At 61.7% G+C, this 13,535-nt stretch carries 17 protein-coding genes; 5 read left to right on the forward strand and 12 right to left on the reverse strand.

Annotated features, from left to right (window positions below; translation table 11 throughout):
- Window positions 1-67 precede the first annotated feature (67 nt).
- From thiS to trmB, 3 genes are all read left to right on the forward strand, one after another.
- Window positions 68-268 (forward strand): sulfur carrier protein ThiS, encoded by a 201-nt coding sequence (gene thiS / locus A7317_RS27385; protein ID WP_069077196.1) that lies wholly within the window; start codon window positions 68-70, stop codon window positions 266-268.
- A gap of 65 nt (window positions 269-333) precedes the next feature.
- A complete protein-coding gene (locus A7317_RS27390; protein ID WP_017845016.1) occupies window positions 334-1,128 on the forward strand; it encodes a thiazole synthase in 795 nt (264 codons plus the stop codon).
- 9 nt (window positions 1,129-1,137) lie between these two features.
- The gene (gene trmB, locus A7317_RS27395) at window positions 1,138-1,863 is read left to right on the forward strand and encodes a tRNA (guanosine(46)-N7)-methyltransferase TrmB (protein ID WP_024077914.1); all 726 of its coding nucleotides are present in this window, start codon (window positions 1,138-1,140) and stop codon (window positions 1,861-1,863) included.
- 142 nt (window positions 1,864-2,005) lie between these two features.
- On the opposite strand, the gene A7317_RS27400 is transcribed toward trmB, so the two are convergent.
- The 9 genes from A7317_RS27400 to A7317_RS27440 all read right to left on the reverse strand — a co-directional run bounded on the left by A7317_RS27400 (window position 2,006) and on the right by A7317_RS27440 (window position 8,640).
- Window positions 2,006-2,329, reverse strand: coding sequence for a DUF3392 domain-containing protein (locus A7317_RS27400; protein ID WP_003176691.1), 324 nt, complete (start codon window positions 2,327-2,329; stop codon window positions 2,006-2,008).
- 19 nt (window positions 2,330-2,348) lie between these two features.
- Window positions 2,349-3,551, reverse strand: a complete 1,203-nt coding sequence (gene hemW, locus A7317_RS27405; protein WP_069077197.1) for a radical SAM family heme chaperone HemW — start codon at window positions 3,549-3,551, stop codon at window positions 2,349-2,351.
- A complete protein-coding gene (gene rdgB, locus A7317_RS27410) occupies window positions 3,548-4,144 on the reverse strand; it encodes an RdgB/HAM1 family non-canonical purine NTP pyrophosphatase (RefSeq protein WP_162163625.1) in 597 nt (198 codons plus the stop codon). The genes hemW and rdgB overlap by 4 nt, the downstream gene beginning before the upstream one ends.
- Complete coding sequence (locus A7317_RS27415) at window positions 4,141-4,575, reverse strand: DUF4426 domain-containing protein (protein WP_024077911.1); 435 nt, start codon at window positions 4,573-4,575, stop codon at window positions 4,141-4,143. The genes rdgB and A7317_RS27415 overlap by 4 nt, the downstream gene beginning before the upstream one ends.
- Before the next feature lie 21 nt (window positions 4,576-4,596).
- A complete protein-coding gene (gene metW / locus A7317_RS27420; RefSeq protein WP_024077910.1) occupies window positions 4,597-5,217 on the reverse strand; it encodes a methionine biosynthesis protein MetW in 621 nt (206 codons plus the stop codon).
- Window positions 5,218-5,224: 7 nt separating this feature from the next.
- Window positions 5,225-6,364, reverse strand: coding sequence for a homoserine O-succinyltransferase MetX (metX, locus tag A7317_RS27425; RefSeq protein WP_024077909.1), 1,140 nt, complete (start codon window positions 6,362-6,364; stop codon window positions 5,225-5,227).
- 125 nt (window positions 6,365-6,489) lie between these two features.
- Window positions 6,490-7,077 (reverse strand): YggT family protein, encoded by a 588-nt coding sequence (locus A7317_RS27430; protein ID WP_024077908.1) that lies wholly within the window; start codon window positions 7,075-7,077, stop codon window positions 6,490-6,492.
- Window positions 7,078-7,101: 24 nt separating this feature from the next.
- A complete protein-coding gene (proC, locus tag A7317_RS27435; RefSeq protein WP_024077907.1) occupies window positions 7,102-7,920 on the reverse strand; it encodes a pyrroline-5-carboxylate reductase in 819 nt (272 codons plus the stop codon).
- 33 nt (window positions 7,921-7,953) lie between these two features.
- Window positions 7,954-8,640: a YggS family pyridoxal phosphate-dependent enzyme gene (locus tag A7317_RS27440; RefSeq protein WP_024077906.1), complete on the reverse strand. Its 687-nt coding sequence runs from the start codon at window positions 8,638-8,640 to the stop codon at window positions 7,954-7,956.
- A 57-nt stretch (window positions 8,641-8,697) separates the two neighbouring features.
- On the opposite strand from A7317_RS27440, the gene A7317_RS27445 reads away from it, so the two are divergent.
- Window positions 8,698-9,732, forward strand: a complete 1,035-nt coding sequence (locus A7317_RS27445) for a type IV pilus twitching motility protein PilT (RefSeq protein WP_069077198.1) — start codon at window positions 8,698-8,700, stop codon at window positions 9,730-9,732.
- 141 nt (window positions 9,733-9,873) lie between these two features.
- Here A7317_RS27445 and A7317_RS27450 read toward each other — a convergent pair whose 3' ends face one another.
- Window positions 9,874-10,509: a C40 family peptidase gene (locus tag A7317_RS27450; protein WP_024077904.1), complete on the reverse strand. Its 636-nt coding sequence runs from the start codon at window positions 10,507-10,509 to the stop codon at window positions 9,874-9,876.
- Window positions 10,510-10,759: 250 nt separating this feature from the next.
- Here A7317_RS27450 and A7317_RS27455 point away from each other — a divergent pair, with 250 nt between their 5' ends.
- The gene (locus tag A7317_RS27455) at window positions 10,760-11,188 is read left to right on the forward strand and encodes an NINE protein (protein WP_024077903.1); all 429 of its coding nucleotides are present in this window, start codon (window positions 10,760-10,762) and stop codon (window positions 11,186-11,188) included.
- A 66-nt stretch (window positions 11,189-11,254) separates the two neighbouring features.
- On the opposite strand, the gene A7317_RS27460 is transcribed toward A7317_RS27455, so the two are convergent.
- Together A7317_RS27460 and A7317_RS27465 are read right to left on the reverse strand one after the other, a co-directional pair.
- Window positions 11,255-12,526: a dihydroorotase gene (locus A7317_RS27460; protein ID WP_069077199.1), complete on the reverse strand. Its 1,272-nt coding sequence runs from the start codon at window positions 12,524-12,526 to the stop codon at window positions 11,255-11,257.
- Entirely contained in the window at window positions 12,523-13,527 is a 1,005-nt protein-coding gene (locus A7317_RS27465) for an aspartate carbamoyltransferase catalytic subunit (protein ID WP_024077901.1), read from the reverse strand. Before A7317_RS27465 ends, A7317_RS27460 begins: the two co-directional genes overlap by 4 nt.
- Between the last annotated feature and the right edge of the window lie 8 nt (window positions 13,528-13,535).

Genomic DNA, 13,535 nt, shown 5'->3' on the forward strand with positions numbered 1-13,535 from the left:
AGGACTTGGGCCAGCAACCTCAATCGGGCTAGAATGCTGGCCCCTAAAAACGATGGCGGCCCGTGGCATGCGCATTCAGTTGAACGGCGAATCTTTTGAACTGCCCGACGGTGAATCCGTTGCGGCCCTGCTGACCCGCCTGGACCTGACCGGGCGTCGCGTCGCAGTGGAGCTCAACCAGGATATCGTCCCGCGTAGCCAGCACGCCGAGACCGCGCTCACCGAAGGTGACCAGGTCGAAGTGGTGCACGCCATCGGCGGCGGCTAGTCGTCCGGCGTCCAGGCGCGCCACCCCGGATTCTGCAGAACCTCACCCCATTTCGAGGATTTCCCATGAGCATCGTTCGTAGCGACAAGCCCTTCGTCCTGGCCGGCCGCACCTACCAGTCCCGTCTGCTGGTCGGCACCGGCAAGTACCGCGACATGGAAGAAACCCGCCTGGCCATCGAAGCCTCGGGCGCCGAGATCGTGACCGTGGCCGTGCGACGCACCAACATCGGCCAGAACCCGGGCGAACCGAACCTGCTGGATATCCTGCCGCCAGACCGCTACACCATCCTGCCGAATACCGCCGGTTGCTACGACGCCATCGAAGCCGTGCGCACCTGCCGCCTGGCTCGTGAGCTGCTCGACGGCCACAACCTGGTGAAGCTGGAAGTACTTGCCGACCAGAAAACCCTGTTTCCCAACGTGATCGAAACCCTCAAGGCCGCCGAAACCCTGGTCAAGGAAGGTTTCGACGTGATGGTCTACACCAGCGACGACCCGATCATCGCCCGCCAACTGGCCGAAATCGGCTGCATCGCCGTGATGCCACTGGCTGGCCTGATAGGCACGGGCCTGGGGATCTGCAACCCGTATAACCTGCAGATCATCCTCGAAGAAGCCAAGATTCCGGTGCTGGTGGACGCGGGTGTAGGCACTGCCTCCGACGCCACCATCGCCATGGAACTGGGCTGCGAAGCGGTGCTGATGAACTCTGCCATCGCCAATGCCCAGCAACCGATCATGATGGCAGAAGCCATGAAACACGCGATCGTCGCGGGCCGCCTGGCCTACCTTGCCGGGCGCATGCCGAAAAAACTCTACGCCAGCGCCTCCTCGCCGCTGGATGGTCTGATCAAGTAAGAGCCATTGATGACTGAATCAAACGAAACGCCGAACACCGTGGACGCAGGCGACGAGTCCAAGCACCGCCGTATCAAGAGTTTTGTGATGCGCGCCGGTCGCATGACCGAAGGCCAGCAAAAGGGGCTGGAACAGGGCACGCCGCTGTTCGTCCTGCCCCTGGCCGACGCGCCGGTGGATTACGACCAGGTGTTCGGTCGCTCGGCCCCACGTTCCCTGGAAATCGGTTTCGGCATGGGCCACTCCCTGTTGGAAATGGCCGCGGCCTCGCCCGAACAGGATTTCATTGGTGTGGAAGTGCACCGGCCCGGTGTCGGCGCGCTGCTCAACGGCGTGCTCACCCAGGGCCTGACCAACCTGCGGGTGTATGACTGCGACGCGATCGAGGTGCTCAACCGCTGCATCGCCGACAACAGCCTTGACCGCCTGATGCTGTTTTTCCCTGATCCGTGGCACAAAAGCCGTCACCACAAGCGCCGTATCGTCCAGGCCTCCTTCGCCGAGTTGGTGCGTAGCAAGTTGAAAGTCGGCGGCATCCTGCACATGGCCACCGACTGGGAACCCTACGCGGAATACATGCTGGAAGTGATGAACGTCGCCCCCGGCTACCGCAACCTGGCCGAAGACGGCAAATGCGTACCGCGCCCGGCCGAACGCCCGATCACCAAGTTCGAACGCCGCGGCGAGCGGCTGGGGCATGGGGTTTGGGATTTGAAGTTCGAGAAAGTGGACTGATCAGCCGGTCACTTGGAATGCGGTCAAAATGTGGGAGGGGGCTTGCCCCCGATAGCGGTGGGTCAGTCATAGAGTGGTTGACTGATATTCTGCTATCGGGGGCAAGCCCCCTCCCACATTTGTATCTGTGTTGGGTATGGAATCAGCGGCGATCAGCGACGACGCCAATCAACACCAGCACCACCACCAGCACCGGCGCCAGGCTGTAGTTATTGAACTGGCTCAACCCTCGCACAATCCACGGCGTGGCGTAGATCAGCGCCGCGCCGCTGCCGATCATGCACAGCAGGGCCATCAACGGTACGCGCAACGCGCCGGCGATGCTGCCCAGGCGGGCTTCAACCCAGCCCTTGATGTCCGCGCCGAACAGCACCAACAGGCAGCCGACGAGGGCCAGGGATATTTCCGACAGGTTGCTGCGGCTCCAGCGGGATACGGTGGCGAGCAGGTCGAGTACCAAATCCATTCGATTTCCTTAAGAGCGATCAGCTCAAAAACTTCTGCAACAGGTCATTGAGAAAGAGTTGCCCGCGGTCGGTGGCCACCAGGCGTGACGGTTCGACCTGCATTAAGCCACTTTGTTCTGCCTCGCGCCGGGCCTCATCGAGGCTGGCCAGGTCGAGGCCGGTGCGCTCGGCATAGAGCTTGGCCTCGACGCCTTCGGTGAGGCGCAGGGCGTTCATCAGGAACTCGAACGGCAATTCTTCGTTGGTCAGTTCCTTCGCGCCAGCCTGAAAGCTTTTGGCCGGGTTGAGGTAGTCCTTCGGCGCGCGGGTCTTCCAGGTACGCACGATGCGTCCATTCGGGTGGCTGAGCTTGCCGTGGGCGCCGGCACCGATGCCGATAAAGTCACCAAAGCTCCAGTAGTTGAGGTTATGTCGCGCCGCACGCCCCGGTTGCGCATAGGCTGAGACTTCATATTGCGCGTAACCGTGTTCGGCCAGCAGCGCCTGGCCGGCTTCCTGGATATCCCACAAGGTATCGTCTTCCGGTAGCGTCGGCGGCTGGTTCCAGAAGACGGTGTTGGGCTCCAGGGTCAGCTGGTACCACGACAAATGGGTCGGCTTGAGCGCGATGGCCTGGCGCAGGTCGCCCAAGGCGTCATCCAGGGACTGATCGGGCAAACCGTGCATCAGGTCCAGGTTGAAGTTGTCGAACCCGGCCTGGCGCGCCATGCCGGCGGCGCGCATGGCTTCATCGCCGTTGTGGATGCGGCCCAGGGCTGCGAGTTTTTCCTGCTGGAAGCTCTGGATGCCGATGGACAGGCGATTGATCCCCAGCTTGCGGTAAGCCACGAACTTCTCTTGCTCGAACGTTCCGGGGTTGGCTTCCAGGGTGATCTCGATGTCGTCGGCAAACGGGATGCGTGCTTCAACCCCCTTGAGCAGGCGACCCAGCGCGGCGGCGCTGAACAGGCTCGGGGTGCCACCGCCGAAGAAGATCGAACTCAGTTCACGGCCGTACACCGCGTGCAGGTCCTGATCGAGGTCGGCCAGCAGCGCGTCGACGTACTCTTCTTCCGGCAACACGGGGCTGGCGGTGTGGGAGTTGAAGTCGCAATAAGGGCATTTGCGCACGCACCACGGGATGTGGATATACAGCGCCAGGGGCGGCAGCACCGGCAACGCCGCCCTTGGTGTTTGCGCGCCGCCGTGGATCAGCGGCTGCGCGGAGGTGTTCTGGGTCATTTCAAGCCCAGGCGCTGGCGCAGCAAAGCCATGGCGCGGGCGCGGTGGCTGATCTGGTTTTTGTCGGCCGGGCTCAGTTCGGCGCTGGAGACATTGCGCTCCGGCACCCAGAACAGCGGGTCGTAACCAAACCCATGCTCGCCGCTGGCCGCATGCAGGATGCGCCCGTGCCACAGGCCTTCGCAAAGGATCGGCAGCGGGTCGTCGGCATGTCGCACCAGAGCCAGCACGCAGACGAACTGCGCACCGCGCTCGGCGTCCGGTACTTCCTTGAGGGCGTCCAGCAGCTTGGCGTTGTTGGCCGCGTCACCCTTGCCGTCGGCATAGCGCGCGGAATAGATACCCGGAGCGCCGCCGAGGAAGTCCACCGCCAGGCCCGAATCATCGGCCAACGCCGGCAGGCCCGAGATGCGTGCAGCATTGCGCGCCTTGAGGATGGCGTTCTCGACGAACGACAGGCCAGTTTCTTCCGGTTCCACCTGGCTGAACTCACCGATCGAGCGCAGTTGCACGGATTCGCCGAGCATGGCCTGGAGTTCTTTGAGTTTGCCGGCGTTATGGCTGGCCAGCACGAGTTGAGTCAGGTTCATCAGTCCGCCGGAAACAGTTCCTGGTTGAATTGGAAACCATGGGCCTTGCCGCCGGTTTCAACATTGATGGTGAAAACCCGCATTTCTTGTTGCGGCACGTTGTAGGGCGCGAGGTAATAGATCGCACCTTTCTCGGTAATCTGCTTGAACGTCAGGATTTCGCTCCTGCCGCTCAGGTCTTTGACCGTGCCGGTGACTTGCGCGGCCACGGGCGTCACGCCCTTGATCACGGTCACGTTGATCAGCCCCTTGTTTTTGCTGCGTACCACGCCAACCGCCTGGGCCGTGTCGGGCTGCAGGAAGCTGGAGGTGAAGGTGTTGTAGTGTACGGTGATATCGCCAAATTCTTTCTGGCGTTTACTGTCGATAGGGTCGGCGGCCATGGCGCTGACGCCCAGGCACGCGGTGAGTAGAAAAACAGCCAGGCGACTCATGATCGTCCTCCTTAAAAATAGTTAGACGGCAATCTTATGGTCCGTCAGACCAGGACTGCTGACCCGGTAAATCCCAATCTCACCCAACAAATTAGGCCATAGCTTACTCGCCCAGCCGTGGCGATGCTGTTGATCGACGGCAAGGCGGTTGATCACCTTGGCTTTGCGTTCGCCGCACAGCGCTTCGAAGTCTTCGAACGTGCAGAAGTGGATGTTCGGCGTGTTGTACCAAGTGTAAGGCAGGAAATCCGATACCGGCATGCGGCCCTTGGTGGCCAGGTACCAGCGGCAGCGCCAGTGCCCGAAGTTGGGGAAGGTGATGATGCACTGGCGGCCGACGCGTAGCATCTCGTCGAGGATGCGGTCCGGGTAATGCACCGCTTGCAGGGCCTGTGTCATCACGACGACGTCGAAGCTGTTGCTGGCAAAGTTGCCCAGGCCCTTGTCCAGGTCCTGCTCGATCACGTTGATGCCCTTGGCCACGCACTGGGCGATGTTGTCCGGGTCGTTTTCCAGGCCGTAGCCGGTGACCTGCTTGTTGTCGCGCAGCCAGCTCAGCAGTTCGCCATCGCCGCAGCCAAGGTCGAGCACACGGCTGCCGGCGGGTATCCAGTCTTGGATGATTTCCAGGTCGGCTCTCATGGCGTTCTCACAGAGTAATGCGGTTCATGTAGTTCCTGAACGCCTGCAGATAACGAGGGATCGGGATCAGGAAGGCGTCGTGGCCTTGCGGAGCATCGATTTCCAGGTAGCAGACGTCTTTCTTCGCTGCCATCAAGGCATCCACCAGTTCCCGCGAGCGGGCAGGCGAGAAGCGCCAGTCGGTGGTGAACGACATCACGCAGAATTTGGCCTTGGCACCTTCGAAGGTTTTCGCCAGGTCATCGTTGAAGTTCGCCGCCGGGTCGAAATAGTCCAGGGCCTTGGTCATCAGCAGGTAGGTGTTGGCATCGAAACGCCCGGAGAACTCCTCGCCCTGATAACGCAGGTAGCTCTCCACCTGGAATTCGACGCTGTGGAAGTCGTAGTTGAGCTTCTCGCTCTTGAGGCCACGGCCGAATTTTTCGCCCATGGAATCATCGGACAGATAAGTGATATGCCCGACCATCCGCGCCAGCATCAGCCCACGCTTGGGGATCACGCCCGCTTCCTGGAACGAACCGCCGTGAAAATCGGGGTCGGTCAGGATCGCCTGGCGGGCCACTTCGTTGAAGGCGATGTTCTGCGCCGACAACTTGGGCGCCGAGGCGATCGCCAGGCAATGGCGCACGCGATCCGGGTAGGTGATGGTCCATTGCAGCGCCTGCATGCCGCCCAGGCTGCCGCCGATCACGGCGGCCCATTGCTGGATGCCCAGCAGGTCGGCCAGGCGGGCCTGGCTGTGGACCCAGTCTTCCACGGTCAGCACCGGGAAGTCCGCGCCGAACGGCTTGCCGGTTTCCGGGTTGAGGCTGCTGGGGCCGGTGGAGCCGTTGCAGCCGCCGAGGTTATTCAGGCTGACCACGAAGAACTTGTTGGTATCGATGGGCTTGCCGGGGCCGATGCAGCTGTCCCACCAGCCCGGCTTGCGCTCGTCGGCACTGTGGAAACCGGCGGCGTGATGATGGCCGGACAAGGCGTGACAAATCAGCACGGCGTTGCTCGCCGTGGCGTTCAGTTGGCCGTAGGTTTCATAGATCAGGTCATAGGCAGGCAGCGAACGGCCGCAGGCCAGGGCCAGCGGTTCGCTGAAGTGCGCCACTTGGGGCACGACCAGTCCAACAGAATCGGGGGGGAAGGCAGTTGGCATCGACCCTGCTCTCGTTTAAATGAGGCGTAAGTCTAAAGACCGCTGCACCCAGCGGCAAGCAAAGGCCGGAGGGGAGTGGGAGATCGTTCTCGCGCAGGGCGTGAGAACGATCATCCGAGGGAGGATCAGATCAGGCCAAACAACAGCGGCGGCATGGCGACGAAGTCCGCCAAGTATGGAATCGCCCAGCTTTGCAGGAGCTGGATCGCAATGAACGCGAAAATCGGCGAGATATCCAGGCCACCCAGGTTGGGAATCAAACGACGGAACGGCGCCAGCACCGGCTCAGTGATCTGCGCCACCAGCTCAGCCCCCGGGCTGCGGCTGCCCGGTGCCACCCACGACAGAATCACGCTGATGATCATCGACCAGAACAGGATCTTCAAGAACAGCGAGAACACGCCAATCAGTGCCCACGGCAGCAACAGCAAGGTTTTGGGCAAGTAGCCCTTGAGCATCAGGATGACCGCAAACAGCAGGATCTGCAGCAGCAGCGCCAGCACCAACGAGGACATGTCCAGGCCGAACATGCTCGGGACCACCCGGCGCAGGGGCTTGAGCAGTGGTTGCGTGGCCTTCACCACGAATTGGCACAGCGGGTTGTAGAAGTTCGCCCGCACCAGTTGCAGGATAAAACGCATCAGCACGACCAGCAGGTACAGGCTGCCCAGGGTCTGGATGATGAAGATCACAGCGTCATTGAGTCCAAGCATCATTTATTCCTTTGTAAGGGACGACTATTGGCCCAGTTGTTCGGCCATTTCAGCCGAACGGTGCGCAGCGGCGCCGAGAGCTTTTTCCACCAGGGCTTCAAACCCCCCGGCCTGGAACGATTCGATAGCGGCTTGCGTGGTGCCGCCTGGGGAGGTCACGCGACGACGCAGCTCGGCGGCATCCACTTCGCTGGTCACGGCCATCTGCGCGGCGCCCAGGGCGGTTTGCTCGGCCAGTTGCTCGGCGACTTCCTGGGGCAGGCCCAATTTCACGCCGGCGGCGGTCATGGCTTCGATCAGCAGGAAAAAGTACGCCGGACCGCTGCCGGACACGGCGGTGACCGCATCCAGTTGCTGTTCCTGTTCCAGCCACAAGGCGATGCCCACGGCGGACAGCAGTTCCTGGGCCTGGTCGCGCTGTTGGGCGGTCACTTCGGACGTGGCGTACAAACCGCTCACACCCTTGCGCAGCAGCGCCGGGGTGTTGGGCATGCAGCGTACGATCGGCTGGGCGCCGAGCCAGTTGTTCATGCTGGCGCAAGTGATGCCGGCGGCGATGGACACCACCAGTTGATGGGGTTGCAGGCTTGGGCGCAGGCTTTCGCACACGGCCTTCATGGCCTGCGGCTTGACCGCCAGCACGACCACGTCGACGCCCTGGATGGCCTCGGCGTTGTCGGCGAACGTGTCGATACCGTGCTCGGCGCTGACGCGGGCGCGGGTCTCGGCGCCCGGGTCGCTGGCGCGAATCTGTTGGGCTTGCAGGCCCTTGGCCCGCAGGCCGCCAATCAGGCTGGCCGCCATGTTACCGGCGCCGATAAAGGCAATACGCGTGTTGCTCATGACAGGTCCTTATTCAGTGGGAGATCAGCCATTTCACGGCTGGCCATAATCGCGGGCGCCAAACAGGGCGGTGCCGATCCGCACCCAGGTGGCACCTTGGGCGATGGCCGACTCAAGGTCATGGCTCATGCCCATGGAAAGTGTGTCCAGCGGCAGGTTCAGGCTGGCTTGCAGGTCACGCACGGTGGCGAACGCTGCATCTTGAGCGGTTCGATCTTCCGTCGGCTCGGGGATCGCCATCAGGCCGCGCAGCTTCAAGCGCGGCAGGGCGCTGATGGCGTTGGCCAGGGCCGGCAGGTCGGCGGGAGTACAGCCGGATTTGCTGGCCTCGCCACTGACGTTGACCTGGATGCAGATATTCAGTGGCGGCAGGTCAGCCGGGCGTTGTTCGGAGAGGCGTTGTGCGATTTTCAGGCGGTCCACGGAATGCACCCAAGCGAAATTCTCGGCGATCGCACGAGTCTTGTTCGATTGAATGGGGCCGATGAAGTGCCAACTCAAGGGCAGGTCGGTTAATTCGGCCTGTTTGCCCAATGCTTCCTGCAGGTAGTTCTCACCGAAGTCGCGCATGCCGGCGGCATAGGCTTCGCGCACGGCTTGCGCGGGTTTGGTCTTGCTCACGGCCAGCAGGTGGATGCTGTTTGCGTCACGTTGCACGGCGTTGGCTGCGGCGCGGATCCGCTCGCTAACCAGGCCGATGTTGTCTGCTATCGTCGACATTCAAGATGCGCCCGTGGATATGGAGTCCGCGGCATTCTACTGGAAATGGAAAGCCCTATGGATATCACTGAATTACTGGCGCACAGCGTACGCCAGGGCGCCTCCGACCTGCATCTGTCGGCTGGCCTGGCGCCGATGCTGCGGGTGGACGGTGAGGTATGGCCGTTGGATTGGCCGGTACTGGCACCTGCCCAAGTGGCTAACTTATTGAGCCCTTTGCTCAACCAATACCAACAAAAGGATTTCGAAACATCTCTTGAAACGGATTTTGCCTTCGAACTGCCCGGTGTGGCGCGGTTCCGGGTCAATGTATTTCAGCAGGCGCGCGGTATGGGGGCGGTGTTTCGCACGCTTGCAGCCGAGGTCCAGAGCTTGGAAGCCCTTGGCCTGGGGGAGGTGTTCCAGCGTATTGCCCAGTTGCCGCGCGGCCTGGTACTGGTGACCGGGCCCACCGGCTCCGGCAAGTCCACCACCCTGGCGGCGATGATCGACTACCTCAATCAGCATCGGCGCCAGCACATCCTCACCCTCGAAGACCCTATCGAGTTTATCCATACGCCGAAAATGGCCCTGATCAACCAGCGTCAGGTCCACCGCGACACCCACAGTTTTTCCACCGCCCTGCGTTCGGCCCTGCGGGAAGACCCTGATGTGATCCTTGTGGGCGAATTGCGCGACCTGGAAACCATTCGCCTGGCGCTGACGGCCGCTGAGACCGGCCACCTGGTCTTTGGCACCCTGCACACCACCTCGGCGGCAAAGACCGTGGACAGGCTGGTGGACGTGTTCCCGGCGGGGGAAAAGGCCATGGTCCGCACCATGCTGTCTGAGTCGCTGCAAGCGGTGGTGTCACAGGTGTTGGTCAAGAAGCTCGGCGGTGGGCGGGTGGCCGCCCATGAAATCATGTTGGGCACGCCAGCCATCCGTAACTTGATCCGCGAAGACAAGGTGGCGCAGATGGTCTCGGCGATTCAGACCGGTGCAGCGTTGGGGATGAAAACCTTGGATATGAGTTTGAAGGCGTTGGTCACGGAAGGCGTGATCAGCCGGGAAGAGGCGCGGGAGAAGGCGAGGGTACCTGGGGATATCTGAGGGCTTGTGGACAGTACAAATCAAATGTGGGAGGGGGCTTGCCCCCGATAGCGGTGGATCAGTCACTTTGATGTCGACTGACACTCTGCTATCGGGGGGGCAAGCCCCCTCCCACATTTATTACTGCATTCCAGCTTTGGATCAGCGTTGGACTACCCGCAAGGTGTTCTGCTCTTTTGGCAGAACCCGCTTGGCAATCACGTAGTTCTTGTCCCAGAACGGCTTTTTCAGGGTGTCGATGCTGACCGACTTGCCACGGCGTGGTGCGTGGATAAAGCGGTCGTTGCCCAGGTAGATGGCAACGTGGTTGACCTTGCGGCTCTTGAGTTTGAAGAACAACAGGTCGCCCGGTTTCAAATCCTTGCGCTCAACCTTTTGCCCGTGGCCGGCGGCCATGGCGTTGGAGGTGCGCGGCAAATCCACGGCCGCTACGTCGTTAAACGCATATTTCACCAAACCGCTGCAGTCGAACCCTTTACTTGGGCTGCTGCCGCCCCAACGATAAGGAGTACCGAGCACGTTGACGGCGCGGCTGAGGACGGTGCTGCTTTGTTTGGTGTTGGCTGCCATCAGGCCTGGGGTGGTTTTGCCGTGGGCCTTGCTCAGTTGAGTCGGGCGGCTGACAGTAGGCTTGGCTGATTTGGCCGTGCTTGGTGTGCTGTGAACTTTAGGGGTGAAACCGTTTACGTTAGGAAGTCGTTGCTCACGATTGGTGGCGTGGGCGGCCAGTGGCATTAATAGGCAAATGGTTAGCCATGTCTTGAAAAATGGTCGCATTAGGCGTGGCTCTTATGGGTTTGCGCGCAACTTTATAACAGCTTTTTGTGTCGTTCTCAGGCCGTTTGTCGACTGAACCTTGGGGTCAAATCCAGGAAAAACGCGACGAATCGCCGCAATTGTCCTACACAAGTCAGGTGGCATAAGGCTTTCAGGGGATGGAAGATACCATTGGCCGTACGTCGGGCGCCCGTAAAAAAGTCACAAATAAAGTGAAAAAATTTATCTATCAAGGCAAAAGAGGTACTCCATGAACACCTATCAACAGCTTGGTTCGCAGCAAGACACCCACAGCAAGGTGATCGGTTACCTGCTCTGGATTTTCGGGTTTACCGGCTCGCACCGCTTCTATTACGGCAAGCCGGTGACCGGCACGATCTGGTTTTTCACCTTCGGCTTGCTCGGTATTGGCTGGCTGATCGACCTGTTCCTCATCCCGGCCATGGACCGTGAGGCCGACCTGCGTTTTACCGCCGGGCCGATCGAATACAACGTGGCGTGGATTCTGTTGACGTTTCTCGGGGTATTCGGTGTGCACCGGATGTACCAGGGCAAATGGATCACCGGCCTGATCTACCTGCTGACCGGAGGTTTGTTCCTGGTGGGGGTGCTGTATGACTTCTGGACGTTGAATACGCAGATTTCGATCCGCAATGCCGAGCTGAGAGGCGGGCGCTGATTTCTCAGACCTTATAGCGAACTCAATGTGGGAGGGGGCTTGCCTCCCACATTGACCGTGCCCGCTTCAGGCCTGGTAGCTGATCCGCCCATCCGCCAGGGTGTAGCGCACCGTCGCCGGCAGGCTATGGCCGATGAACGGGCAGTTTTCACCCTTGGACAACCAGTGCTCGCCGGCAATCGTCGAGCTGGCTGGATCAAACAGCACCAGGTCTGCCGCAGCACCTACCGCCAACTTACCCGCCGGCAGGCGCAAGGCCTCGGCCGGACCTGCGCTCAGGCGTGCCAGCAGTGTCGGCAGGTCCAGCAAGCCATCCTCCACCAAGGTCATCGCCAGTGGCAGCAACAACTCTACGCTGCTGATACCCGGCTCTGTTGCGCCAAACGGCGCCAGCTTGGCATCGCGCTCGTGGGGTTGGTGATGGCTGGAAATGGCCGAGACCACGCCAGACTTCACTGCGGCACGTAAACCGTCACGGTCGGCACGGGTACGCAGCGGCGGTTGCACGTGATACAGGCTGGAGAAGTCGATCAGCGCCTCGTCCGTCAGGATCAACTGGTACAGCGCCACATCCGCCGTCACTGGCAGGCCACGGGCCTGGGCCTGGGCGATCAGGGCGACGCCGCGAGCACTGGTCAGCTGGCTGAAGTGCGCGCGTACACCGCTTTGCTCCACCAGCAACAGGTCGCGGGCCAGGGCGACGGTTTCAGCGGTTTCCGGAATGCCCGGCAGGCCGAGGAAGCTGGCGACGGCGCCCTCATGGGCCAGTCCACCTTCGGCCAGGTCGCGGTCCTGGGAGTGGAAAATAACGGTCAGGTCGAAGGTCGCTGCGTATTCCAGGGCGCGGCACAAGGTTCGAGTGCTGCGAAAACTCTCCAGCCCGTTGCCGAAGGCCACGCAACCGGCGTCACGCAGGGCGATCAGCTCGGCGAGTTGTTCACCTTCCAGGCCCTTGCTCAGGGCGCCGATGGGAAACACTTTGCAATTACCGGCCTCACGGGCGCGGTCGAGGATCAGTTCGGTCACGGCCGAGGTGTCCAGTACCGGCTTGGTGTGCGGCGGGCAACACAGGCTGGTCACGCCACCGGCAGCGGCGGCGCGGGTTTCGCTGGTAATGTTGCCCTTGCGGCTGTAACCCGGCTCGCGCAGGGCGACGTTCAGGTCAACCAGGCCAGGCGCGGCCACCAAGCCTTTGGCATCGATGGTCTCGACCGCGGTGAACCCGCTGGGCGCCGCACCGATGGCGATGATCTTGCCGGCTTCCAGATGAAGATCGGTAACTTGATCCAGGCCACTGGCTGGATCGATGACTCGGGCGCCGAGAATGCTGAGCTTCACTGGGCCTTCTCCTGCTCGAATTGACGTTGCGCGGTTTGCCCGCTCATGGCCATGGACAACACCGCCATGCGCACGGCGATGCCATAGGTGACCTGGTTGAGAATCACCGACTGGTTACCGTCGGCCACCGCCGACTCAATCTCCACCCCTCGGTTGATCGGCCCCGGGTGCATCACGATCGCATCGGGCTTGGCGCCGGCCAGGCGTGCGGTGGTCAAGCCGAACAGGCGGTAGAACTCGCCTTCGCTGGGCAGCAGGCCACCGGCCATGCGCTCGCGTTGCAGGCGCAGCATGATCACCACGTCCACATCCTTGAGGCCGGTGGTCATGTCGGTGTAGACCTTCACGCCATATTGCTCGATACCCACGGGCAGCAGGGTTTTCGGCGCGATCACGCGGATATCCGGGCAACCCAGGGTCTTCAGGGCCAGCATGTTCGAGCGCGCCACCCGCGAGTGCAGGATGTCGCCGACGATGGCTACCGAGAGGTTTTCAAAGCTGCCTTTGTGCCGACGGATGGTGAGCATGTCGAGCATGCCCTGGGTCGGGTGGGCGTGACGGCCGTCACCGCCGTTGATGATCGCTACCTGCGGGCACACGTGTTCGGCGATGAAGTGCGCGGCACCGGAGTCGCCGTGGCGCACGACGAACATATCGGCGGCCATGGCTTCCAGGTTGCGCAGGGTGTCGAGCAGGGTCTCGCCCTTGCTCGCCGACGAGGTGGACACGTTCAACGTGATCACGTCGGCCGACAGTCGCTGGGCCGCCAGTTCAAAGGTGGTGCGGGTGCGGGTGGAGTTCTCGAAGAACACATTGCAGATGGTCTTGCCGCGTAGCAGCGGGACCTTCTTCACCGCGCGGCCACCGACCTCGAGGAACGAGTCGGCGGTGTCGAGGATTTCAGTGAGCAGTTCGCGGGGCAAACCGTCGAGGGACAAGAAATGTTGCAACTGGCCCTGAGCATTGAGCTGCAGCGGGCGCTTGGCATCGAGAGGCGTCATCGCGGGGA

It is taken from the genome of Pseudomonas fluorescens, assembly GCF_001708445.1.
In the GTDB taxonomy this organism is placed as follows: domain Bacteria; phylum Pseudomonadota; class Gammaproteobacteria; order Pseudomonadales; family Pseudomonadaceae; genus Aquipseudomonas; species Aquipseudomonas gorinensis.

Bases quoted from the DNA above. Each gene is read 5' to 3' on its own strand.
- A7317_RS27465 (WP_024077901.1), bottom strand. From the start codon at position 13,527: ATGACGCCTCTCGATGCCAAGCGCCCGCTGCAGCTCAATGCTCAGGGC.
- A7317_RS27455 (WP_024077903.1), top strand. From the start codon at position 10,760: ATGAACACCTATCAACAGCTTGGTTCGCAGCAAGACACCCACAGCAAG.
- trmB (WP_024077914.1), top strand. From the start codon at position 1,138: ATGACTGAATCAAACGAAACGCCGAACACCGTGGACGCAGGCGACGAG.
- A7317_RS27445 (WP_069077198.1), top strand. From the start codon at position 8,698: ATGGATATCACTGAATTACTGGCGCACAGCGTACGCCAGGGCGCCTCC.
- A7317_RS27415 (WP_024077911.1), bottom strand. From the start codon at position 4,575: ATGAGTCGCCTGGCTGTTTTTCTACTCACCGCGTGCCTGGGCGTCAGC.
- A7317_RS27390 (WP_017845016.1), top strand. From the start codon at position 334: ATGAGCATCGTTCGTAGCGACAAGCCCTTCGTCCTGGCCGGCCGCACC.
- hemW (WP_069077197.1), bottom strand. From the start codon at position 3,551: ATGACCCAGAACACCTCCGCGCAGCCGCTGATCCACGGCGGCGCGCAA.
- A7317_RS27430 (WP_024077908.1), bottom strand. From the start codon at position 7,077: ATGCTTGGACTCAATGACGCTGTGATCTTCATCATCCAGACCCTGGGC.
- A7317_RS27450 (WP_024077904.1), bottom strand. From the start codon at position 10,509: ATGCGACCATTTTTCAAGACATGGCTAACCATTTGCCTATTAATGCCA.
- metX (WP_024077909.1), bottom strand. From the start codon at position 6,364: ATGCCAACTGCCTTCCCCCCCGATTCTGTTGGACTGGTCGTGCCCCAA.
- A7317_RS27400 (WP_003176691.1), bottom strand. From the start codon at position 2,329: ATGGATTTGGTACTCGACCTGCTCGCCACCGTATCCCGCTGGAGCCGC.
- metW (WP_024077910.1), bottom strand. From the start codon at position 5,217: ATGAGAGCCGACCTGGAAATCATCCAAGACTGGATACCCGCCGGCAGC.
- proC (WP_024077907.1), bottom strand. From the start codon at position 7,920: ATGAGCAACACGCGTATTGCCTTTATCGGCGCCGGTAACATGGCGGCC.
- A7317_RS27440 (WP_024077906.1), bottom strand. From the start codon at position 8,640: ATGTCGACGATAGCAGACAACATCGGCCTGGTTAGCGAGCGGATCCGC.
- thiS (WP_069077196.1), top strand. From the start codon at position 68: ATGCGCATTCAGTTGAACGGCGAATCTTTTGAACTGCCCGACGGTGAA.